Consider the following 19,430-nt stretch of genomic DNA (forward strand, 5'->3'; position numbering starts at 1 on the left):
CGGCCTGCGAGGCCGGTTTTTTTTGAAAGGTCGTAGCCTCAGGGAATCTGCACGCCTTCAGCCAGCAGCATGTCCACCAGGCGAATCAGCGGCAGGCCGACCAGGCTCGTGGCGTCGGGGCCTTCGGTGCTTTGAAACAGGCTCACACCCAATCCTTCGGCCTTGAAGCTGCCAGCGCAGTCGTAGGGCTGTTCGGCGCGCAGGTAGCGTTCAATGCGTGCCTGATCCAGTGTGCGCATGTGTACGGTGAAGGGGATGCAGTCGAGCTGGCAATGGCCGGTCTGGCTGTTGAGCACCGCCAGGCCGGTCAGGAAGGTCACGCTGGCGCCGCTGGCGGCCAATAATTGATCGCGAGCCTTCTCGAACGTGTGGGGTTTGCCAATAATCCGTCCGTCGAGCACGGCGACCTGGTCCGAGCCGATAATCAAATGGGCGGGATGACTGCCGGCCAGCGCCTGGGCTTTTTCGCGGGCCAGGCGTTTCACCAGTTCGATGGCTGGCTCTTCCGGTTGATGGCTTTCGTCGATATCCGGTGAGCTGCAGGTAAATGGCAGTTGCAAGCGGGTCAGCAATTCGCGGCGATAGACCGAGCTTGAAGCAAGTAATAAAGGCAGCATACGGCTCTCCAAAAGTCAGTCGCAAATTCTAGCGGGGCTTCCAAGTGACGGACAGGACTGAATTTCCTTTGACATGGCTGGGGGCATCCCTATAATGCTGCGCCTATGTTGAATGACCCGATTCCACCTCACGTTGACCCGCGCAAATTGGCTGATCGTGGCACCACCCTTCAAGGTGAAATGCTGCTGGCCGATTTGGAGAGACTCTGCGACCCGCTTTCCGACACTGTCGGTACGGTGCAGGCTAAATTCGTTTTTGAACGAGATGAACGTAAATCTGTGGTTATCCACAGCTTTATCGACACCGAAGTCAAAATGGTTTGCCAGCGTTGTCTTGAGCTGGTCACCCTGCCGATTCACAGCGAATGCAGTTATGCTGTGGTGAAGGAGGGTGCGAATACCCAGTCGTTGCCGAAAGGTTATGACGTGCTGGAACTGGGCGAAGATCCTTTGGATCTGCAGTCACTGATCGAGGAGGAGCTTCTGCTCGCCTTGCCCATTGTGCCTGCTCATCATCCGGAAGAATGCCAGCAGCCGGCGGGTCTCGATGAGCCCGAACCGAGCGAGGACGAGGTAACGCGGTCCAACCCGTTCAGTGTATTGGCGCAGTTAAAGCGTGACCCAAACGTTTAGGAGTTAATCAATTATGGCTGTTCAGCAGAACAAAAAATCCCGCTCCGCCCGTGACATGCGTCGTTCGCACGATGCTCTCGAGGCAAGCACCCTGTCCGTAGAAAAGACCACTGGTGAAGTTCACCTGCGTCACCACGTATCGCCAGAAGGCGTATACCGTGGCCGTAAAGTGATCGACAAGGGCGCTGACGAGTAATCCTTGTCCGCTCAAGTCATCGCGATTGACGCAATGGGCGGGGACTTCGGTCCCCGCAGCATTGTTCAGGCCAGCCTTGCTTGTCTGTCTGCTACGCCCTCGCTGCACCTGACCCTCGTCGGTCAACCCTCCCTTTTAGAAGAATTGATCGCCAGCCAGTCGGCTGTGGATCGCGCGCGCCTGACGATTGTGCCGGCCAGCGATGTGATTGGCATGGATGAAAAGCCTTCCCAGGCCCTGCGTGGCAAGCCGGACTCCTCGATGCGGGTTGCGCTTGAGTTGTTGCGTGATGGCAAGGTTCAGGCCTGTGTCAGTGCCGGCAATACCGGTGCGCTGATGGCGTTGTCGCGTTATGTGCTCAAGACCTTGCCGGGTATCGATAGACCGGCCATGGTGGCGGCGATCCCGACGCAACGTGGTTATTGCCAGTTGCTCGATCTGGGGGCGAATGTCGATTGCAGTGCCGAGCACCTGTTCCAGTTCGCGGTGATGGGCTCGGTGGCGGCTGAAACCTTGGGCATTGCTCGGCCGAAGGTCGCATTGCTGAACATCGGCACGGAAGACATCAAGGGCAATCAACAGGTCAAGCTGGCGGCGACGCTGCTGCAAAACGCTCGCGGGCTGAATTACATCGGCTTCGTCGAAGGTGATGGCTTGTACCGTGGCGAGGCTGACGTGGTGGTTTGCGACGGTTTTGTCGGCAATATCCTGCTCAAATCCAGCGAAGGGCTGGCGACCATGATCGCCGGGCGGATCGAGGCGTTGTTCAAGCAAAACCTGGCATCGAGAATGGTCGGGGCTCTGGCGTTGCCGCTGATGAAGCGTCTACAGGCTGATCTGGCGCCTGCGCGACATAATGGCGCAAGCTTCCTCGGTTTGCAGGGGATCGTCGTTAAAAGTCACGGTTCGGCCGGTGTACAGGGCTTCCAGAGTGCCATTCAGCGCGCCTTGATCGAGATTCAGGAGAACCTCCCGCAGCGGCTTCACGGTCGCCTCGAGGATTTGTTGCTTTAGGCATTTTCGCTCGACAATGCTTAAATGTGACCGCTCAGTTCAATTAGCCATCCAACTGTCAGTTTCTTGCGTCCAGCAGTACAGGACGTCAATTCTCCGACGACAAGATCATTAGGGGCTTGTTACATGTCTGCTTCCCTCGCATTCGTCTTTCCAGGACAGGGTTCGCAGTCCCTCGGCATGCTGGCCGAGTTGGGCGCGCAACATCCGTTGATCCTCGAAACTTTCAAAGAAGCTTCCGATGCCCTGGGTTACGACCTGTGGGCACTGACCCAGCAAGGGCCGGAAGAGCAGCTCAATCAAACCGACAAAACCCAACCGGCGATTCTCACCGCTTCGATTGCCTTGTGGCGTCTGTGGCTGGCTGAGGGCGGCGCACGTCCGGCTTACGTTGCCGGTCATAGCCTGGGTGAGTACAGCGCGCTGGTCGCGGCCGGTAGCCTGAGTCTGGGTGACGCCGTGAAGTTGGTAGAGCGTCGCGGTCAGCTGATGCAAGAAGCGGTGCCGGCCGGGCAGGGCGGTATGGCTGCCATTCTCGGTCTGGACGACGCTGATGTGCTGGCTGCCTGTGCCGAAGCGGCGCAAGGCGAAGTCGTCAGTGCGGTCAACTTCAACTCGCCGGGCCAGGTGGTAATCGCCGGTGCCAAGGCGGCTGTCGAACGCGCCATTGAAGGCTGCAAGGCGCGTGGTGCCAAGCGCGCCATGCCGCTGCCGGTCAGCGTACCGTCGCACTGTGAGCTGATGCGCCCGGCTGCCGAGCGCTTTGCCGAGTCGATCGCTGCGATCAACTGGCAGGCTCCGCAAATCCCGTTGGTGCAGAACGTCAGCGCTGATGTGGCGCCGGATCTGGAAACGCTTACGCGCGATCTGCTCGAGCAGCTTTACAAGCCGGTTCGCTGGGTTGAGTCGGTCCAGGCGCTGGCCGCCAAAGGCGCTACTCAACTGGTTGAATGCGGTCCGGGCAAAGTCCTGGCTGGCCTGAACAAGCGCTGCGCCGAAGGCGTGTCGACCTCTAACCTGAACACCCCGGATGCTTTCGCTGCTGCTCGTGCAGCGTTGGCCTGAACTTAGGAGAAGCCTGCATGAGTCTGCAAGGTAAAGTTGCACTGGTTACCGGCGCGAGCCGTGGTATTGGCCAGGCTATCGCACTGGAACTGGGTCGTCAGGGCGCTATCGTGGTGGGTACTGCGACTTCTGCTTCGGGCGCTGAGCGCATCGCGGCAACCCTGAAAGAAAACGGCATTCAAGGCACTGGCCTTGAGCTCAATGTCACCAGCGACGAGTCCGTAGCGGCCGTGCTGGCGAGCATTCAGGAGCAATTCGGTGCGCCGGCGATTCTGGTGAATAATGCCGGTATCACCCGCGATAACCTGATGATGCGCATGAAAGATGACGAGTGGCATGACGTTATCGACACCAACCTGAACAGTCTGTTTCGCCTGTCCAAGGGTGTTTTGCGTGGCATGACCAAGGCGCGTTGGGGACGAATTATCAGTATTGGTTCGGTTGTGGGTGCCATGGGCAACGCAGGCCAAGTAAACTATGCAGCCGCCAAGGCAGGTCTGGAAGGTTTCAGCCGCGCTCTGGCGCGTGAAGTAGGTTCGCGCTCGATTACGGTCAACTCGGTGGCCCCTGGGTTCATCGATACCGATATGACCCGCGAACTGCCAGAAGCGCAGCGTGAAGCCTTGCAGGCGCAAATTCCGCTGGGCCGTCTGGGGCAAGCTCAAGAGATCGCGTCCGTGGTCGCTTTTCTTGCGTCGGGCGGTGCGGCTTACGTTACTGGGGCTACAATCCCGGTGAACGGCGGGATGTACATGTAATTCAAATGTGACGGATTGCTTCAAAAAAATGTCATACGAGCTGTCTAAAATCCGTTATAAAGCTGCAATCTATTTATAGGCAGAGGGTCGTCAGGGTTTGAGGAGTGAAGCTTTCAGTTGAAAAACTGAAAAGCCTTTCTATACACTTACCCACTGGCCAGCTGCCTGAATTTGTCCATTAGGAGTGAAAACAAGGTATGAGCACCATCGAAGAGCGCGTCAAGAAAATCGTTGCTGAGCAACTGGGCGTTAAAGAAGAAGAAGTTGTGAACACTGCTTCCTTCGTTGAAGACCTGGGTGCCGACTCCCTTGACACCGTTGAGCTGGTGATGGCTCTGGAAGAGGAATTCGAGACCGAAATTCCTGACGAAGAAGCTGAGAAGATCACTACTGTACAAGCTGCCATCGACTACGTTACTAGCCATCAGGCGTAATAGTTTGTAGCCGTTGTTAGCTGTCATGGAAAAACCGCACTGCCATCACGGCGTGCGGTTTTTTCCTTTAGGCCTGATGCAAAGTCGTCATTTGAAAAAAGGAGAGTGCTGTGTCGCGTAGACGCGTCGTAGTCACCGGTATGGGTATGTTGTCGCCACTGGGCACGGATGTGCCGAGCAGCTGGCAGGGTATTCTGGCTGGCCGCAGTGGCATTGGTCTGATCGAACACACCGACCTTTCTGCCTATTCCACCCATTTTGGCGGCTCGGTAAAGGGCTTCAATGTCGAGGAATACCTGTCGGCCAAGGAAGCTCGAAAACTCGACCTGTTCATTCAATACGGTCTGGCAGCAGGGTTTCAGGCAGTGCGTAACGCTGGCCTGGAAGTCACCGACGCCAATCGTGAACGTATCGGCGTGGCCATGGGCTCGGGTATTGGTGGTCTGACCAATATCGAAGAAACCAGCCGCACGCTGCATGATTCGGGGCCACGGCGGATTTCTCCGTTTTTCGTGCCGGGCTCGATCATCAATATGATTTCCGGTTTCCTGTCCATCCATCTGGGTACGCAGGGGCCTAACTACGCCATTTCGACAGCCTGTACCACCGGTACGCACTGTATCGGTATGGCGGCGCGCAACATTGCCTACGGCGAAGCCGACGTGATGATCGCTGGTGGTGCCGAGATGGCCGCTTGCGGTCTTGGCATGGGTGGCTTTGGTGCTGCTCGTGCGTTGTCGACCCGCAATGACGAGCCGACCCGCGCCAGCCGTCCATGGGATAAGGGCCGTGATGGCTTCGTGTTGTCCGACGGTGCCGGTGCGTTGGTGCTTGAAGAGCTGGAGCACGCCAAGGCGCGTGGTGCGACCATTTACGCCGAGCTGATCGGCTTTGGCATGAGTGGCGATGCGTACCACATGACCTCGCCGCCGGCCGATGGCGCAGGCGCTGCACGTTGCATTGTCAATGCACTGCGTGACGCCAAGCTGAGCGTCGACCAGGTCCAGTACATCAACGCCCATGGTACGTCGACCTCGGCCGGCGACCTCGCCGAAGTCTGCGCGATCAAGTCGGTGTTTGGCGATCACGCCTACAAGCTGGCGGTCAGCTCGACCAAGTCCATGACCGGTCACCTGCTGGGTGCGGCGGGCGCGGTTGAAGCGATTTTCAGTGTGCTGGCAATCAACGGCCAGGTGGCGCCACCGACCATCAACCTCGATGAACCGGATGAAGGTTGCGACCTCGACTTCGTGCCACACGCGGCGCGTGATACGAAGATCGATGTGGTGCTCTCCAACTCGTTCGGTTTTGGCGGTACCAATGGCTCGCTGGTGTTCCGTCGGTTCGCTGAATGATGGAAAGCTGGGTCGACGGTCAGCCGGCTGACGCACTGTCGCTTAAAGACCGCGGCCTGGCGTACGGCGATGGTCTGTTCGAGACCATCGCCGTCAAGGGTGGGCAGCCATTGTTGCTGGATCGACATTTGAGTCGTCTGGCCGATGGCTGCTCGCGCTTGGCGATTAACGCGGATCATGCATTGATTCGCGGCGAGCTACTGACCTACGCCGCCGCCCTTGGCGAAGGTGTGCTCAAGCTGATGCTGACCCGTGGCGACAGTCAGCGCGGTTACGCAGCCGATCCATCGGTGTCGCCGCGGCGTATTCTTCTAGGCAATCCTCCTGCGGCTTATCCTGCCGTGCACGCGCAGCAAGGTATTCGGCTGTTTCCCTGCGCTACCCGACTTTCCGAGCAGCCGCTACTGGCCGGCCTCAAGCACCTCAATCGTCTCGAACAAGTCATTGCCCGTTCCGAATGGCAGGACGGCGAGCACGCCGAAGGCTTGATGCTGGATCTTCAGGGACGGGTGATCGAGGGTGTTTTCAGTAATCTGTTCCTGGTGCGTGATGGCGCGTTGTTGACGGCTGATCTGAGTCGTTGTGGCGTCGCCGGAGTGATGCGCGCCGAACTCTTGTCCCAGGCCGAAAGGCTGGGGATTGTCACGCATGTCACTGACATCAGTCTTGATCAACTGCAACAGGCTGATGAAGTTTTCGTCTGCAACAGCGTGTACGGCATCTGGCCGGTACGCGCTTATGCTGCACTGAGCTGGCCGGTTGGGCCGCTCACCCGTAAACTGCAAGGCATTGCCCGCGCGCTACTGGATGCTTGATTCGTGAGACGTAAATTCTTGCTGCTGCTGGAAACCGGACTGGTTCTGGCAGGGCTACTGCTGGGCGCTTCGGCCTGGAAGATCAACTCGGCGCTGGAGCAGCCACTCAAGATTACTCAGGAAGAGTTACTGGATGTACCGAACGGCGCGACACCGTCCGGGACCTTCAATCGCCTCGAAACCGATGGCGTGCTTCAGGACGCCTTTTGGCTGCGCCTGTACTGGCGCTTGAACCTTGCTGCGCAGCCGCTGCACAGCGGTGAATACCGCATGCTCCCGGGGATGAATGCACAGGGCTTGATCGGTCTTTGGCAGCGCGGTGAAGTGGTTCAGTACAGCCTGACGCTGGTCGAGGGCTGGAACTTCCATCAGGTCCGTGCGGCGCTGGCAAAAAATGACAAACTCCAACAAACCCTTGCGGGGCTGAGCGACAGCGATGTGATGGACAAGCTTGGTCACGCCGGAGTGTTTCCGGAGGGCCGGTTTTTCCCGGACACCTATCGTTTTGTGCGGGGCATGACCGATGCCGAGCTGCTGGAAAAAGCGTACGAGCGCCTCGACGACGTCCTCGCAAAAGAGTGGAACAAGCGCTCCCCTGACGCACCCTATACCGAACCCTATCAGGCGCTGATCATGGCCTCGCTGGTCGAGAAGGAAACCGGTGTGCCGCAAGAGCGAGGGCAGATTGCCGGAGTGTTCGTGCGGCGCATGCAGATCGGCATGTTGTTGCAAACCGATCCGACGGTGATCTATGGCCTGGGTGATCGTTACAACGGCAAATTGACCCGCGCCCACCTGAAAGAACCGACGCCCTACAATACTTATATGATCGCTGGGTTGCCGCCGACGCCGATTGCCATGGTCGGTCGTGAAGCGATTCATGCGGCGCTGAATCCGGTGTCCGGCACCAGTTTATATTTCGTGGCGCGCGGTGACGGCAGTCATGTTTTCTCCGACGACCTGGATGCCCACAACAGTGCTGTGCGCGAGTTCCAGATCAAACGGCGTGCCGATTACCGTTCCAGCCCGGCGCCGGCCAACGGGGCCGTAGCGCCTGATGCGCAGACAGCGACTCCTTCAGCGTCGCCTGACACGGCACCAGAGGCGGCACCGCAACTGCCGTCATCGCAACCGGCTCCGGCTCCAGCTGCTACTCCGGCACCGAGTGCCGATGAGCCGCAAAGCTCGCAATGACTCTGACTAAGGACTGCCCGTGACTGGCTTGTTTATTACCCTGGAAGGCCCGGAAGGCGCGGGCAAGAGCACCAATCGTGAATACCTGGCCGAGCGTCTGCGCGCCGAGGGTATCGAAGTCGTGTTGACTCGCGAGCCTGGTGGCACACCGCTGGCCGAGCGAATCCGCGACGTGCTGCTGGCTCCGGTCGATGAGGTCATGAATCCCGATACCGAGCTGTTGCTGGTGTTCGCGGCGCGCGCGCAGCATCTGTCCGAGGTCATTCGTCCGGCGCTGGCGCGAGGCGCGGTGGTCTTGTGCGACCGCTTTACCGATTCGACTTACGCCTATCAGGGCGGTGGTCGCGGATTGTCGCTTGAGCGTATCGCGACCCTGGAAACCTTCGTTCAAGGCGATCTGCGCCCGGACCTGACGCTGGTGTTCGACTTGCCGATTGAAATCGGCATGGCGCGTGCCAGCGCTCGCGGTCGGCTGGACCGGTTCGAGCTTGAGGGGCGAGTGTTTTTCGAGGCGGTGCGCAGCGCGTTCTTGAAGCGTGCCGAGGCTGATCCGGCGCGTTACCTGCTGGTGGACGCCTCGCAGCCGTTGGCGCAGGTTCAGCAGTCGCTGGATGCCTTGCTGCCGCGTCTGTTGGAGCGGGCCCGTGGCTGAAGCCTATCCGTGGCAAGACAGCCTTTGGCAGCAACTGGCCGGTCGCGCCCAGCACGCCCACGCCTATTTGCTGCATGGCCCGGCCGGGATCGGCAAGCGTGCGTTGGCCGAGCGGCTGATGGCCAGTTTGCTCTGCCAGCGCCCAACCGCAGAAGGCGCCTGCGGCGAGTGCAAATCCTGCCTGCTGCTCAAGGCCGGTAGCCACCCCGATAACTACATCCTGGAACCTGAAGAAGCCGACAAGGCAATCAAGGTCGATCAGGTGCGTGATCTGGTCAGCTTCGTGGTCCAGACCGCGCAGATGGGCGGGCGCAAAGTCGTGCTGATCGAGCCCACCGAGTCGATGAACATCAACGCCGCCAACGCCTTGTTGAAAAGCCTCGAAGAACCCTCGGGCGATACCGTGTTGCTGCTGGTCAGCCACCAGACCAGCCGTCTGCTGCCGACCATCAAGAGTCGTTGCGTGCAACAGGCCTGTCCGTTGCCAAGCGAAGCCATGAGCCTGCAATGGCTGGCCAAGGCCTTGCCCGATTGCACGGAAGAGGAGCGTGTCGAACTGTTGACCCTGGCCGCGGGTTCGCCGCTGGCTGCGGTCAAGCTGCAAGGGCAGGGTGTGCGTGAGCAGCGTGCGCTGGTCGTCGAGGGCGTGAAGAAGTTGCTCAAGCAGCAACAGTCGCCGACGCAACTGGCTGAAGAATGGAAATCCATTCCGATGTTGCAGCTGTTCGACTGGTTCTGCGACTGGTCGAGCCTGATTCTGCGTTATCAGCTGACTCAGGACGAAGCCGGGCTCGGTCTGGCGGACATGCGCAAAGTGATTCAGTACCTGGCGCAGAAAACCGCCCAGGAAAAAGTCTTGAATATTCAGGACTGGATTCTCGCTCAGCGGCAGAAAGTGATGAGCAAGGCCAATCTCAATCCGGCATTGTTGCTGGAAGCGCTGTTGGTGCAATGGGTGTCTTTGCCTGGCCCGAAGTGAGCGTCTACGCCTAGACTCTGATCATCAGCCATGGAGGTCAGCATGAATGAACTTGTCAGCCTGGGCCCGCGTAACGGCATCCTGTCCCTGACCATCAAGGACAAATCCGTGCTTTATGCGGCCTACATGCCGTTCATCAAGAACGGCGGTCTGTTTATCCCGACCAACAAAAGCTACAAGTTGGGCGACGAGGTATTCATGCTGCTGCACTTGATGGATGAACCGGAAAAAATTCCGGTGGCCGGTACCGTGACCTGGATTACCCCCAAAGGGGCTCAGGGGAATCGCGCTGCCGGTGTCGGCGTGCAGTTCAATGAAGGCGATGACACCGCTCGAAGCCGAATCGAAACCTACCTGGCCGGAGCCCTGAAGTCCGACCGTCCCACTCATACGATGTAGTTGCCGTCTTTTATGCTCGTAGATTCCCATTGTCACCTTGACCGTCTCGACCTCGCCGCACACGACGGCTCGCTGGATGCTGCACTTGCCGCTGCTCGTCAGCGCGGGGTAGGGCACTTTCTGTGTATCGGAGTCAGTGTCGACAACGCCAAGGACGTCAAGGCCCTCGCCGAGCGTTACGACGATGTCGATTGTTCGGTGGGCGTGCATCCACTGGATGTTCAGCCGGGCGCCGCGCCGGCGCTGGACTGGCTGCTGCAGGAACTCAATCACCCGCGGGTGGTGGCAATCGGTGAAACCGGTCTGGATTACCACTACGAGCCGGAAGCGGCCGAGTTGCAGCAGGAGTCCTTCCGTTTGCACCTGCAAGCGGCCCAGCAGACCGGTAAGCCGGTGATTGTCCACACCCGTGGCGCCCGCGCCGATACGCTGGCGTTATTGCGTGAGGCAGCATTGCCGCAGGCGGGGGTGTTGCATTGCTTCACCGAAGATTGGGACATGGCCAAGGCCGCACTGGATCTGGGTTTTTATATTTCGTTGTCGGGGATCGTGACGTTCCGTAATGCGGACGCCTTGCGCGATGTGGCCCGGCAAGTACCGGCGGACCGCCTGCTGGTGGAAACCGATTCGCCGTACCTGGCGCCGATCCCTCATCGCGGCAAGCCGAACCTTCCGCAGTACGTGCGGGATGTGGCGGAATTTCTGGCCATGTTGCGCGGCGAATCCTACGAACGCTTTGCCGAGCAGACTACGGAGAACTTCAAGCGGCTGTTTCCGTTGGCGCACGTCAAGTCGATTTGACAGGTTGAGCCGCCGGCTCAAATCGCAGGCAAAAAAAACCCGGGTTCTGGGGGGTGAATCCGGGTTAAGACCATTAGGAGTAAAACAAAGGTACGCGGTCCTTTGGTACCTTCATCGGCGCAACACTTGGGGGAGATGCCACGCCGACAGTTCAAGTATTGATCACTATTGCGCCGAGTCCAGTTTGCTCCTGCTGTTTCTTAAACAGATTTGGAATACAGGCGCTTCGCTTGGGTTCTCACTGCTTGGCGATCGACGCGACAATGGCGACAGTTTCGTCAATCACGCGCTTTTCGGTGTAGAAGTGTGGCGAAAAACGAATGCCTGGGCCACGTGGGATACAGACCACCTGTTCGGCTTTCAGGGCCTCATAAACGGTCTGAGTATCGATGCCATCGATACTGAACGAAAGAATCCCCCCGCGCCGGGCTGGATTCAGCGGGCTATGCAGTACGACGCCGGGAATTGCGCTCAGGCCGTCCTGCAGCCATTTCACGCGCTCGGCGATCAGTGCGGCGACGTGCTCCATGCCGACTTCTTCCAATAACGACAGGCTGGCTTCCAGCGCCATCGCCCCGAGCATGTTCGGGCTGCCGCATTCAAAGCGTCGTGCACTCTTGGCCGGTTCCCATCCGGTGCGAGTGTAATCGCCCATGTGTTCGAGCATGTGCCAACCGAATTCGTGCAGTTTCAGTTGTTCACGCAATTCGCTACGTACATAGAACACCCCCAGGCCTTCTGGCCCGAGCAGCCATTTGTGGCCGTCGGCCATGGCGAAGTCGCATTGATAGCTCTGGACGTCGAAGGGCAGGGCGCCCAGCTGCTGGATGGCGTCGATGCAAAACAGCACGTTCTGTTGTTTGCAGCCGGCACCCAGGCGTTGCAAGTCGAGGCGCAGACCGCTGGCGAATTGCACCGCGCTCACCGACATCAAGCGGGTGCGCGGTCCGCAGGCTGCCAACAGGGCGCCTTCCGGGTCATCGCCGGTGAGACTGGCCTGCACCACTTCCACGCCTTGTGCCGCCAATGCTTCCCAGACAATGCGATTGGAAGGGAATTCTTCATCGCTGATGACGATCTGGTCGCCGCTTTGCCATGGCAGTCCGAAGGCGACAAAAGACAATGCTTCAGAAGTATTTTTGACCAGCGCCACATCATCCGTCGACGGTGCATTAAGCAGGCGCATCAGCCGTTCACGCAGGCGTTGTTCCAGGTCCATCCAGTCCGAATAGTCCCGTGCGCCCAGTAAAACGTTCTCTTGAGCGAAGCGTGTCACCGCCATGGCGGCGCGATTTGGCCAGGGTGCAACGGCTGCATGATTCAAATAACGCAGGCCTGGAGCCTGTACAAATTCATCAAGAAACATAGTCATGGTCGGATGATCCGTGCAATTTGGCGCAAGTTAGGCATAATACGCGGCTTCGTATTTTGACCCCTACAGACCTTTTCTTATGCATAAAGAACCTCGTAAGGTCCGTGAGTTTCGTCGCCGCGAGCAAGAAATTCTCGACACCGCGCTCAAGCTGTTCCTCGAACAAGGTGAAGACAGTGTCACCGTCGAGATGATCGCTGATGCCGTGGGTATCGGCAAAGGCACCATCTACAAGCACTTCAAGTCCAAGGCGGAGATCTATCTGCGCCTGATGCTCGATTACGAGCGTGACCTGAACGAGCTGCTGCACTCTGCCGATGTCGATAAGGATAAGGAAGCCCTGTCCCGGGCCTATTTCGAATTCCGCATGCGCGATCCGCAACGTTACCGGTTGTTCGATCGCCTGGAAGAGAAGGTGGTCAAGGGCAATCAGGTGCCGGAGATGGTCGAGGAGTTGCACAAGATTCGCGCCTCCAACTTCGAACGCCTGACCTTGTTGATCAAGGGCCGCATCAGCGAAGGCAAGCTTGAAGACGTGCCGCCGTACTTCCACTACTGCGCTTCCTGGGCGCTGGTGCACGGCGCTGTCGCGCTGTATCACTCGCCGTTCTGGAGCAACGTGCTGGAAGATCAGGAAGGTTTCTTCCAGTTCCTGATGGACATCGGCGTGCGCATGGGCAACAAGCGCAAGCGCGATACCGACACACCGAGCAGCTGAACCATTCAGATGCCTTATTGCGCCATGTTTTCTCTGTATGGCGCAGTGCCCCAGGAATATACTCAGGCTTAGGTATTGCTAAAACTTGATTTGTGAGTCAAGTTTTAGCGCTTCCGAATCTACTTTCGCCGGAGTGATCCATGATCGTTGACCGACAAGGCAGGCAGTTCCGCAATTTGCGGGTCAGTCTGACCTCCGCCTGCAACTACGCCTGTACCTATTGCGTGCCCAATGGCAAGCGACTGGTGGCTGCGCAGGATGAACTGTCGGCCGAGGCCATGGCGCGCGGCGTTGCCTACCTGATCGAAGCCGCGGGCATCGAGCGCTTGCGCATCACCGGTGGCGAGCCGCTGGTGAGCCCGAAGCTGGAAACCTTCATGACGGCTGTCGGGCAGATGGGCCTTGCCGACATCAGCCTGACCACCAACGGTCAGCTGCTGGCGAAGAAACTGCCCTTGCTGGTGGATGCCGGCATTCGGCGGATCAACGTTTCCCTTGATACCCTGGACGCCGATGCATTCCGCAGCATTGCGCGCGGTGGCGATCTGGCGACGGTGCTCAACGGCATGGACCAGGCTCGCGCAGCGGGCATCAAGATCAAGGTCAACATGGTGCCGTTGCGCGGGCAGAACCTCGATCAAGTGATGCCGTTGCTCGATTATTGCCTGGAGCGCGGTTATGAATTGCGCTTCATCGAGCTTATGCGCATGGGCCATCTGGCCAGCGATTCGAACGCATTCCTGCAGCAGTTTGTCAGCCTCAAGCAGTTGCTGGGCCTGATCGGCGAGCGTTATGAGTACCTGCAGGCCGACGCGCCGGTGGATGCCACAGCCGTGCGTTACGAAATTCCGGGGCGCGGCTATTTCGGTGTGATCGCCAATGAAAGCGTGCCGTTCTGCCGCACGTGCTCACGCTTGCGGCTGTCCTCCACTGGCTGGCTGCATGGCTGCCTGTCGTCGAGTAACCGCCACTATGTCGGTGACTTGCTGGACAAACCCCGTCATCAAGCATTGCCGGCGCTCCAGCGTCTGCTGGTGAAAGCTCTGGGCGACAAGCAGGAAGTGGCATTCTCTGGTGGCGCAACAATCATGAAGATTATCGGCGGCTGATAAATCTCTGTGGCGAGGGAGCTTGCTCCCGCTGGGTCGCGAAGCGGCCCTGAAAACATATCCCCGCGACCTGTCGGGCATACCGCATTTGCCTGTTTTACGACGGCTGCGCCGCCGAGCGGGAGCAAGCTCCCTCGCCACAGGAGCTCATTCTCAATCTGGAAATGTTCAAGTCCTCAAGGACTGGCGCGGAAGCTGCATCCTGCCGACATTCGCCGGTTTTCCGTCACCGGCCTCTGGAGGATAGGATGCGTAGCCTGGTTTTGCTGCTGGCCTTTTTGGCGCTTGGCGGCTGCATGAATGTCAGCGACATGGGCGAAGGGGTTCGCTACCACATGAGCGACTCTGGTCTGCTTGATCACAGCGACAGCCATCGCGTGAATAATCTGCGCATCCAGCCGGACTCGTTTATCTACATCGCCCAAGGTGCTTTTGCGCCGCCGGGCAGTGCCTATCCGCGGCCGAACGTGGTCGCTGAAGAAGCCTTCAACGGCTTCATCGAATATTTCCCGATGGTTCGCCGTGCCCGCGCCCCCGAAGGTCTCGACACCGCCATGGGCGAGGCGCGTGCAGCTGGCGCGCATTACCTGCTCTACACCCGATTTGCCAAGGCCGACGACCGTATCGGCAACTCGGATGAATTGCTCGATCAGGGTGCCGTGGATCGCCTGGGGATCGACAGTGGAGTGATTCAGATCATGCTGATCGAGACCAGCACCCAGTATTTGATCGATACTGCACGAATCAAGAGTCGTGGCGGTTTACTGACGTTCCACGACAACAAGCCAGAAGACTTGATCGCTCAGCCGCTTGCGCAATACGCTCGTAGCCTGCTGGGCATGAGCGATCAGTAACTCACCAGGAGAGCAGCATGAATGGTCCGCAAAAAGCTAATGATCTGTTGGGGCAAATCCCCAAGTCCAAAGGCTTGCCACCGGTCCATTTGTGGAACCCCGACTTCTGCGGCGATATCGACATGCGCATCGCCCGCGACGGCACCTGGTATTACCTGGGCACGCCGATCGGGCGCAAGCCGATGGTCAAACTGTTCTCCACCATCATTCGCCGCGACGGCGATGATTACTTCCTGATTACTCCGGTCGAGAAGGTCGGGATCAAGGTTGATGACGCGCCTTTCATTGCTGTGACGCTGGAGGTCGAAGGCGAGGGCGAAGCCCAGTTGTTGCGCTTCACCACCAATGTTGATGAGCAGGCCGAGGCGGGTGCCGAGCATCCGTTGCGGGTAGTGATCGATCCAGTGACCCAGGAGCCTGCGCCTTACGTGCATGTACGCACCAACCTTGAAGCGCTGATCCATCGCAACGTGTTTTATCAACTGGTCGAACTGGCCGTGACCCGCGAAATCGACGGGCAACGCTGGTTGGGTGTCTGGAGTGGCGGCGAGTTTTTCCCTATCGGCCTTGAGCCGTAACCTGGAAAACGGCCCAGTGTTTAAACCGGGCCATGGCCGATGGGCTTACAAGCCTTTGCTCTTGAGCCTGGCAGCATGTTCCAGATAGAGACTGACCGGGCTCACGTTCCAGCTGGTGATCCCGGCCATTTGATTGACGGCGTCAAAATGGTCCATGGGGTAATCCGAGCGAATCACTTTCCCCAGGTGTGAGCTGTATCGTCCGACCAGTCCGTCATTGGCGTGTTTCTCTTTATAAAATAACTTTGACAGCACAATGCAGTTGATGTGGGTTGGATCGAGTACTTGCGGGGTTTGGAAGTTCTGCAGGATCCCGCTCCAGGAGTAGTAATACACGCCGTTTTCAATTTCGTTGCCTTCACCGCCCCAGACTTCCGGCACCCCTTGCGGGTACTTGCGATTGAATTCAGCCAACCCTGCGCTGGTCAGCGATTCGAATGCTGCTTGAGGGTCCTGAGGGTTTTGCGGGTGGCCACTGATCAGCGAAATGAACGTGCCGACTGCGCTGAACAAGGCCAGTACGAACGCTTCGGGCAACTCTCCGGGTGTCAGCGCCTTATGCAATTGGTCGGCAATCTCGGAGCCGTGATTGGGGCAGCTGACAGAGGTGACCGACGCGACCTTTTCCGGGTGCAGCGCTGCTACGTAGCGTGCGGCCAGGGGACCTTGGCTATGGCCGATCAGATTGACCTTGGCGGCGCCTGTTTCCTGCAAAATGCGGTTGACCTGTTCGAGCAGTTTTTCACCGCGTTCTTCATTGCCGTTGACGGCTGGAATATTGACCGTAAACACCCGAGCGCCAGCGTGTTCCAGGGCTTCCTTGATATCGAAGAAGTAGGGATAACCGGCAATCGTATCGAAACCGAAAAGGCCGTGAACCAAAACAATCGGGTATTGCGTAGACGCATCCATGTTCATGCTTATACCTGTCGATAGCGGATTCAAGTGGAACAGATGCTATTGACTGCTTGATCTGTCGCGGCTAACCGTAGTTTACAAAGCACGATGGTACAAATTGCTCCGGGTGGAGCAATGACCCCAGGTCGTGCTGGATGGTCAGCCGATTTCTTCGATGAATTCGTCCATGAAACGCTTCAGGCGTTCATGACGCAACTGAGCCAAATGCTTGCCGGTTGGTGTCTGGAAGCCATTGGCGAGGTGCAACAGCTTGGTCTGGAAGTGGTCGAGGCAAAAGCGTTTGTCGTCGTACTCGCGGGATATCGCCGTGGGATCCTGCGGATCATACAGCGTGCTGCCCATGCGCCCGGCGATGTAAAACGTGCGGGCAACACCGAGCATGCCAAGGGAGTCGAGGCGGTCGGCGTCCTGGAGGATTTGCGCTTCCAGGGTCGTCGGCGTGATGCTCGCCGAAAAGCTATGGGCCTCGATGGCGTGAGCGACTGCTGCGCTTTTGTGCTTGGGCCAATTCAACTGGCTGAGGATTGCCGAGGCTTTTTTCGCGGCCAGTTGCGATGCTCGAGAACGCAGCGGCGAGTTCTTTTCCACCGCCACGCAGTCGTGCAGTAACACCGCTGCCAGCAGTACCTCAAGGTCTCCACCTTCCTCGGTTTGAATCTGCTGAGCGTTGCGCCACACCCGTTGCAAGTGCGACAGATCATGGGCGCCATCCTCGGACGGCTCCAGCGCATGGGGCAGCAAGGTTGAGGCGAGGTTTTGCAGTGGCGCGAAGGCAACGAGGCTCATAACAATCCTTTTGTGGCGACGCCCGTAGATTAAGTTTTGAAGTGACATGTGACGAGCGCTGATTGCCGACATAGTATGGCGGTTTCAACTGTTCACAAGGCACGTCCATGTCGATCGAAATCCGCCCGGCCACCCCCAGTGATGCGCCACAAATACTCGCGTTCATCACCGAGCTCGCTGACTACGAACGCGCCCGGCATGAAGTCATCGCCAGTGTCGCCGACATCGAGCGCAGCCTGTTCAGCGAAGGCGCTACCGCCCATGGTCTGATCTGTCTGCGCGACGGCTTGCCGATTGGCTTCGCGGTGTTTTTCTTCAGCTACTCGACCTGGCTCGGCAGCAACTGCCTGTACCTCGAAGACCTCTACATCACCCCCGAACAACGCGGTGGCGGCGGCGGCAAACAACTGCTGCGCCACCTCGCAAAAATCGCCTGCGCCAACGACTGCGGCCGCTTCGAATGGAGCGTGCTGGAATGGAACACCCCGGCCATCGACTTCTACAAATCCCTCGGCGCCCAGCCGCAGGAAGAGTGGGTGCGTTACCGCATGGATGGGGAGGTGTTGCGGGGGTTTGCCGAGGGCAGATGATTTGTCGCGAGGACCTGTTTGAAGGTCTTCGCGAATAAGTTGTGGAGGCCGTTTTAGTCCGGCATTCTGTTCGCCCTTTGCGCGCTCACGGACGACACCTGCAATGCCTTTGGCACTGTTTTTTTCCCCGTCCCCCGTGAGGCCTTCGCCGCATCAGCGAGCGAACGGTGATGAGCGGATTTTGGGCGTCAATGCGTCTGTATGGACTGGTGAAAAACCTTGGTTCCACTGACGTCATCCTTCAGCAGTCTGTAGAAATTCTTTGCACCGTCAGCTGCGCTGGCAGCAAAGCCATTCGCGCGTTAGTGTCGCGTCTGGATGCCGAGTTAGTGGTGCACAGGGTCGATATTGAGCTATTTCAGGGAGAAATAACGGTGCGCAAGTTTGTTTTTTATATATTCGTCTCATTGTGTGCTTCGTGTTCTTTTAATCATGGAAGAGCAATAGCGACGTTAAATTATTCGGGTGTTGAACATACTCCTGGCAGCGTGGCTTATCAGATTGGCTTTACAGCGGATACAGACCTTTTAGGGCTGTTTGAGTCTGCAATCGGTGAGGGGTTGGTGTGCGCGCTGGAGGATGATGTTGATTTTTCCATTGGGCATTACATCAAGCGTTCAGGAAGAGGGGCGGTGGAGTATGTGAAAGACCCTGTTGGTGGGCATTACGTCTCAAGAGTGATGTTTCGAGAGACTGGAGAGTCGGAGGGGGAAGAAAATCTTCTCACAGGTGAAGCGTTGGGTGAGGTCTTGAAAACACGGGAGTTCATCGTTTGCAGTTTCAGGGTTCATACGACTAAATATAAAACCTATTTTTCGAATCCAATGCCTGTACCTACCTCTGATCTGTTGGGGGTGCTTGGTCGGTGAGCCATTTTTCGGTGCGGAAGTTGAGCTTGTGGGGCTTGATCCTGGCGTGCTCTTCTTGCTCGCTTGATCATGGAAGGTCTGTCGCGACGCTGGAGTACTTAAGCGTCGAGGAACTTCGTAATACGGGTATTTATCAGATTTATTTTCATTCGAGTGAACCTGTTCTTGAATTGTTTAAGTCTCGAATTGGCGAAGGGCTTGTTTGTTCGCTGGATGATGATCTCGACTTTGCGCAGGCGCATCACATTAAGCTCTCAGGCTTTGGGTTAGTTGAGTTGGTTAAAGATAAAGAGCAGACCAGCTACAGGGCAAATATGATTTTCACTGACTCTGAAGAGGGTAAGGGCAGAGAGAGCTATCTCGAGGGAGATACCTTGAAACCGTTGTTGCTCAAGCGAGATTATATTTCTTGCGTGTTTCGAGTCCATACCACCCGCTACAAGACCTACTTCTCAACAGTTATGCATGTTCCTACGGCAGACTTATTGAAAGCAATTAGCAAGAAATAAAGGTGTTGGTTCTTTCAGTCAGACTGGCAAGTGAAAGGGGCGCACCGTCCCTACGTCAGGACGAACGGTTCGAATTTGAGCATCAATGGATCAGGTGAGGGGGATACCGATCGGCTTGGTATGGGTGAATCTGCTGCGGTGAAATTTTGCTCAGAAAGCATCGGGTTCGGAGCGAAAGATCAAGAATGGTTTTTACTGCATCCCAATATGTGGGA

Annotated in this window: 24 protein-coding genes; 20 read left to right on the forward strand and 4 right to left on the reverse strand. The window is 57.7% G+C overall.

Features of this window, described 5'->3' with window-relative positions; genetic code table 11:
- Positions 1-38 precede the first annotated feature (38 nt).
- On the reverse strand, positions 39-617 hold the full coding sequence (locus AC1RJ3_RS27050) for a Maf family protein (RefSeq protein WP_493081489.1): 579 nt from the start codon (positions 615-617) through the stop codon (positions 39-41).
- 105 nt (positions 618-722) lie between these two features.
- On the opposite strand from AC1RJ3_RS27050, the gene AC1RJ3_RS27055 reads away from it, so the two are divergent.
- From AC1RJ3_RS27055 to AC1RJ3_RS27115, 13 genes are all read left to right on the forward strand, one after another.
- Positions 723-1,250 (forward strand): YceD family protein, encoded by a 528-nt coding sequence (locus AC1RJ3_RS27055; RefSeq protein ID WP_008152342.1) that lies wholly within the window; start codon positions 723-725, stop codon positions 1,248-1,250.
- Positions 1,251-1,263: 13 nt separating this feature from the next.
- The gene (gene rpmF, locus AC1RJ3_RS27060) at positions 1,264-1,446 is read left to right on the forward strand and encodes a 50S ribosomal protein L32 (protein WP_003179396.1); all 183 of its coding nucleotides are present in this window, start codon (positions 1,264-1,266) and stop codon (positions 1,444-1,446) included.
- A gap of 3 nt (positions 1,447-1,449) precedes the next feature.
- Positions 1,450-2,460: a phosphate acyltransferase PlsX gene (gene plsX, locus AC1RJ3_RS27065; protein WP_081013687.1), complete on the forward strand. Its 1,011-nt coding sequence runs from the start codon at positions 1,450-1,452 to the stop codon at positions 2,458-2,460.
- A gap of 126 nt (positions 2,461-2,586) precedes the next feature.
- Positions 2,587-3,525 (forward strand): ACP S-malonyltransferase, encoded by a 939-nt coding sequence (fabD, locus tag AC1RJ3_RS27070; protein WP_054593347.1) that lies wholly within the window; start codon positions 2,587-2,589, stop codon positions 3,523-3,525.
- Positions 3,526-3,542: 17 nt separating this feature from the next.
- The gene (gene fabG, locus AC1RJ3_RS27075) at positions 3,543-4,283 is read left to right on the forward strand and encodes a 3-oxoacyl-ACP reductase FabG (protein ID WP_493081492.1); all 741 of its coding nucleotides are present in this window, start codon (positions 3,543-3,545) and stop codon (positions 4,281-4,283) included.
- 197 nt (positions 4,284-4,480) lie between these two features.
- Positions 4,481-4,717 (forward strand): acyl carrier protein, encoded by a 237-nt coding sequence (gene acpP, locus AC1RJ3_RS27080; RefSeq protein WP_003175607.1) that lies wholly within the window; start codon positions 4,481-4,483, stop codon positions 4,715-4,717.
- Between the two features lie 110 nt (positions 4,718-4,827).
- Positions 4,828-6,072 (forward strand): beta-ketoacyl-ACP synthase II, encoded by a 1,245-nt coding sequence (fabF, locus tag AC1RJ3_RS27085; protein ID WP_493081494.1) that lies wholly within the window; start codon positions 4,828-4,830, stop codon positions 6,070-6,072.
- A complete protein-coding gene (pabC, locus tag AC1RJ3_RS27090; protein ID WP_493081562.1) occupies positions 6,072-6,887 on the forward strand; it encodes an aminodeoxychorismate lyase in 816 nt (271 codons plus the stop codon). Before fabF ends, pabC begins: the two co-directional genes overlap by 1 nt.
- Positions 6,888-6,890: 3 nt before the next feature.
- The gene (gene mltG / locus AC1RJ3_RS27095; protein WP_054593343.1) at positions 6,891-8,081 is read left to right on the forward strand and encodes an endolytic transglycosylase MltG; all 1,191 of its coding nucleotides are present in this window, start codon (positions 6,891-6,893) and stop codon (positions 8,079-8,081) included.
- A 19-nt stretch (positions 8,082-8,100) separates the two neighbouring features.
- Positions 8,101-8,733: a dTMP kinase gene (gene tmk / locus AC1RJ3_RS27100; protein ID WP_054593342.1), complete on the forward strand. Its 633-nt coding sequence runs from the start codon at positions 8,101-8,103 to the stop codon at positions 8,731-8,733.
- Entirely contained in the window at positions 8,726-9,712 is a 987-nt protein-coding gene (locus tag AC1RJ3_RS27105) for a DNA polymerase III subunit delta' (protein WP_054593341.1), read from the forward strand. The genes tmk and AC1RJ3_RS27105 overlap by 8 nt, the downstream gene beginning before the upstream one ends.
- A gap of 42 nt (positions 9,713-9,754) precedes the next feature.
- Positions 9,755-10,111: a PilZ domain-containing protein gene (locus tag AC1RJ3_RS27110; protein ID WP_347927539.1), complete on the forward strand. Its 357-nt coding sequence runs from the start codon at positions 9,755-9,757 to the stop codon at positions 10,109-10,111.
- A gap of 12 nt (positions 10,112-10,123) precedes the next feature.
- Positions 10,124-10,912, forward strand: coding sequence for a TatD family hydrolase (locus AC1RJ3_RS27115; RefSeq protein ID WP_054593339.1), 789 nt, complete (start codon positions 10,124-10,126; stop codon positions 10,910-10,912).
- 238 nt (positions 10,913-11,150) lie between these two features.
- On the opposite strand, the gene AC1RJ3_RS27120 is transcribed toward AC1RJ3_RS27115, so the two are convergent.
- Positions 11,151-12,284 (reverse strand): aminotransferase class V-fold PLP-dependent enzyme, encoded by a 1,134-nt coding sequence (locus tag AC1RJ3_RS27120; protein WP_493081498.1) that lies wholly within the window; start codon positions 12,282-12,284, stop codon positions 11,151-11,153.
- 79 nt (positions 12,285-12,363) lie between these two features.
- On the opposite strand from AC1RJ3_RS27120, the gene AC1RJ3_RS27125 reads away from it, so the two are divergent.
- From AC1RJ3_RS27125 to AC1RJ3_RS27140, 4 genes are all read left to right on the forward strand, one after another.
- On the forward strand, positions 12,364-13,002 hold the full coding sequence (locus tag AC1RJ3_RS27125) for a TetR/AcrR family transcriptional regulator (RefSeq protein WP_019689364.1): 639 nt from the start codon (positions 12,364-12,366) through the stop codon (positions 13,000-13,002).
- A gap of 140 nt (positions 13,003-13,142) precedes the next feature.
- Positions 13,143-14,111, forward strand: coding sequence for a GTP 3',8-cyclase MoaA (locus AC1RJ3_RS27130; RefSeq protein WP_347927533.1), 969 nt, complete (start codon positions 13,143-13,145; stop codon positions 14,109-14,111).
- A 248-nt stretch (positions 14,112-14,359) separates the two neighbouring features.
- Positions 14,360-14,965, forward strand: coding sequence for a DUF4823 domain-containing protein (locus AC1RJ3_RS27135; RefSeq protein WP_103317646.1), 606 nt, complete (start codon positions 14,360-14,362; stop codon positions 14,963-14,965).
- A gap of 17 nt (positions 14,966-14,982) precedes the next feature.
- Positions 14,983-15,543, forward strand: a complete 561-nt coding sequence (locus AC1RJ3_RS27140; RefSeq protein WP_054593335.1) for a DUF1285 domain-containing protein — start codon at positions 14,983-14,985, stop codon at positions 15,541-15,543.
- Positions 15,544-15,588: 45 nt separating this feature from the next.
- On the opposite strand, the gene AC1RJ3_RS27145 is transcribed toward AC1RJ3_RS27140, so the two are convergent.
- Positions 15,589-16,461 (reverse strand): esterase/lipase family protein, encoded by an 873-nt coding sequence (locus tag AC1RJ3_RS27145; protein WP_347927531.1) that lies wholly within the window; start codon positions 16,459-16,461, stop codon positions 15,589-15,591.
- A 138-nt stretch (positions 16,462-16,599) separates the two neighbouring features.
- On the reverse strand, positions 16,600-17,247 hold the full coding sequence (locus tag AC1RJ3_RS27150) for an HD domain-containing protein (RefSeq protein WP_347927529.1): 648 nt from the start codon (positions 17,245-17,247) through the stop codon (positions 16,600-16,602).
- A gap of 107 nt (positions 17,248-17,354) precedes the next feature.
- On the opposite strand from AC1RJ3_RS27150, the gene AC1RJ3_RS27155 reads away from it, so the two are divergent.
- From AC1RJ3_RS27155 to AC1RJ3_RS27165, 3 genes are all read left to right on the forward strand, one after another.
- Positions 17,355-17,837 (forward strand): GNAT family N-acetyltransferase, encoded by a 483-nt coding sequence (locus AC1RJ3_RS27155; protein ID WP_493081502.1) that lies wholly within the window; start codon positions 17,355-17,357, stop codon positions 17,835-17,837.
- A 170-nt stretch (positions 17,838-18,007) separates the two neighbouring features.
- Complete coding sequence (locus tag AC1RJ3_RS27160) at positions 18,008-18,706, forward strand: hypothetical protein (protein ID WP_493081504.1); 699 nt, start codon at positions 18,008-18,010, stop codon at positions 18,704-18,706.
- Positions 18,703-19,215, forward strand: a complete 513-nt coding sequence (locus AC1RJ3_RS27165; RefSeq protein ID WP_493081506.1) for a hypothetical protein — start codon at positions 18,703-18,705, stop codon at positions 19,213-19,215. The genes AC1RJ3_RS27160 and AC1RJ3_RS27165 overlap by 4 nt, the downstream gene beginning before the upstream one ends.
- Positions 19,216-19,430 lie beyond the last annotated feature (215 nt).

The organism is Pseudomonas sp. GW822-FHT04C11 (assembly GCF_058800905.1).

What these genes read in the sequence shown, in the direction of transcription:
- AC1RJ3_RS27130 (WP_347927533.1), top strand. Translation starts at nt 13,143, where the DNA reads ATGATCGTTGACCGACAAGGCAGGCAGTTCCGCAATTTGCGGGTCAGT.
- AC1RJ3_RS27135 (WP_103317646.1), top strand. Translation starts at nt 14,360, where the DNA reads ATGCGTAGCCTGGTTTTGCTGCTGGCCTTTTTGGCGCTTGGCGGCTGC.
- AC1RJ3_RS27140 (WP_054593335.1), top strand. Translation starts at nt 14,983, where the DNA reads ATGAATGGTCCGCAAAAAGCTAATGATCTGTTGGGGCAAATCCCCAAG.
- AC1RJ3_RS27050 (WP_493081489.1), bottom strand. Translation starts at nt 617, where the DNA reads ATGCTGCCTTTATTACTTGCTTCAAGCTCGGTCTATCGCCGCGAATTG.
- AC1RJ3_RS27055 (WP_008152342.1), top strand. Translation starts at nt 723, where the DNA reads ATGTTGAATGACCCGATTCCACCTCACGTTGACCCGCGCAAATTGGCT.
- fabD (WP_054593347.1), top strand. Translation starts at nt 2,587, where the DNA reads ATGTCTGCTTCCCTCGCATTCGTCTTTCCAGGACAGGGTTCGCAGTCC.
- AC1RJ3_RS27150 (WP_347927529.1), bottom strand. Translation starts at nt 17,247, where the DNA reads ATGAGCCTCGTTGCCTTCGCGCCACTGCAAAACCTCGCCTCAACCTTG.
- AC1RJ3_RS27110 (WP_347927539.1), top strand. Translation starts at nt 9,755, where the DNA reads ATGAATGAACTTGTCAGCCTGGGCCCGCGTAACGGCATCCTGTCCCTG.
- AC1RJ3_RS27115 (WP_054593339.1), top strand. Translation starts at nt 10,124, where the DNA reads ATGCTCGTAGATTCCCATTGTCACCTTGACCGTCTCGACCTCGCCGCA.
- AC1RJ3_RS27145 (WP_347927531.1), bottom strand. Translation starts at nt 16,461, where the DNA reads ATGAACATGGATGCGTCTACGCAATACCCGATTGTTTTGGTTCACGGC.
- AC1RJ3_RS27160 (WP_493081504.1), top strand. Translation starts at nt 18,008, where the DNA reads ATGAGCGGATTTTGGGCGTCAATGCGTCTGTATGGACTGGTGAAAAAC.
- fabG (WP_493081492.1), top strand. Translation starts at nt 3,543, where the DNA reads ATGAGTCTGCAAGGTAAAGTTGCACTGGTTACCGGCGCGAGCCGTGGT.
- AC1RJ3_RS27155 (WP_493081502.1), top strand. Translation starts at nt 17,355, where the DNA reads ATGTCGATCGAAATCCGCCCGGCCACCCCCAGTGATGCGCCACAAATA.
- AC1RJ3_RS27125 (WP_019689364.1), top strand. Translation starts at nt 12,364, where the DNA reads ATGCATAAAGAACCTCGTAAGGTCCGTGAGTTTCGTCGCCGCGAGCAA.
- rpmF (WP_003179396.1), top strand. Translation starts at nt 1,264, where the DNA reads ATGGCTGTTCAGCAGAACAAAAAATCCCGCTCCGCCCGTGACATGCGT.
- pabC (WP_493081562.1), top strand. Translation starts at nt 6,072, where the DNA reads ATGGAAAGCTGGGTCGACGGTCAGCCGGCTGACGCACTGTCGCTTAAA.
- AC1RJ3_RS27120 (WP_493081498.1), bottom strand. Translation starts at nt 12,284, where the DNA reads ATGACTATGTTTCTTGATGAATTTGTACAGGCTCCAGGCCTGCGTTAT.
- acpP (WP_003175607.1), top strand. Translation starts at nt 4,481, where the DNA reads ATGAGCACCATCGAAGAGCGCGTCAAGAAAATCGTTGCTGAGCAACTG.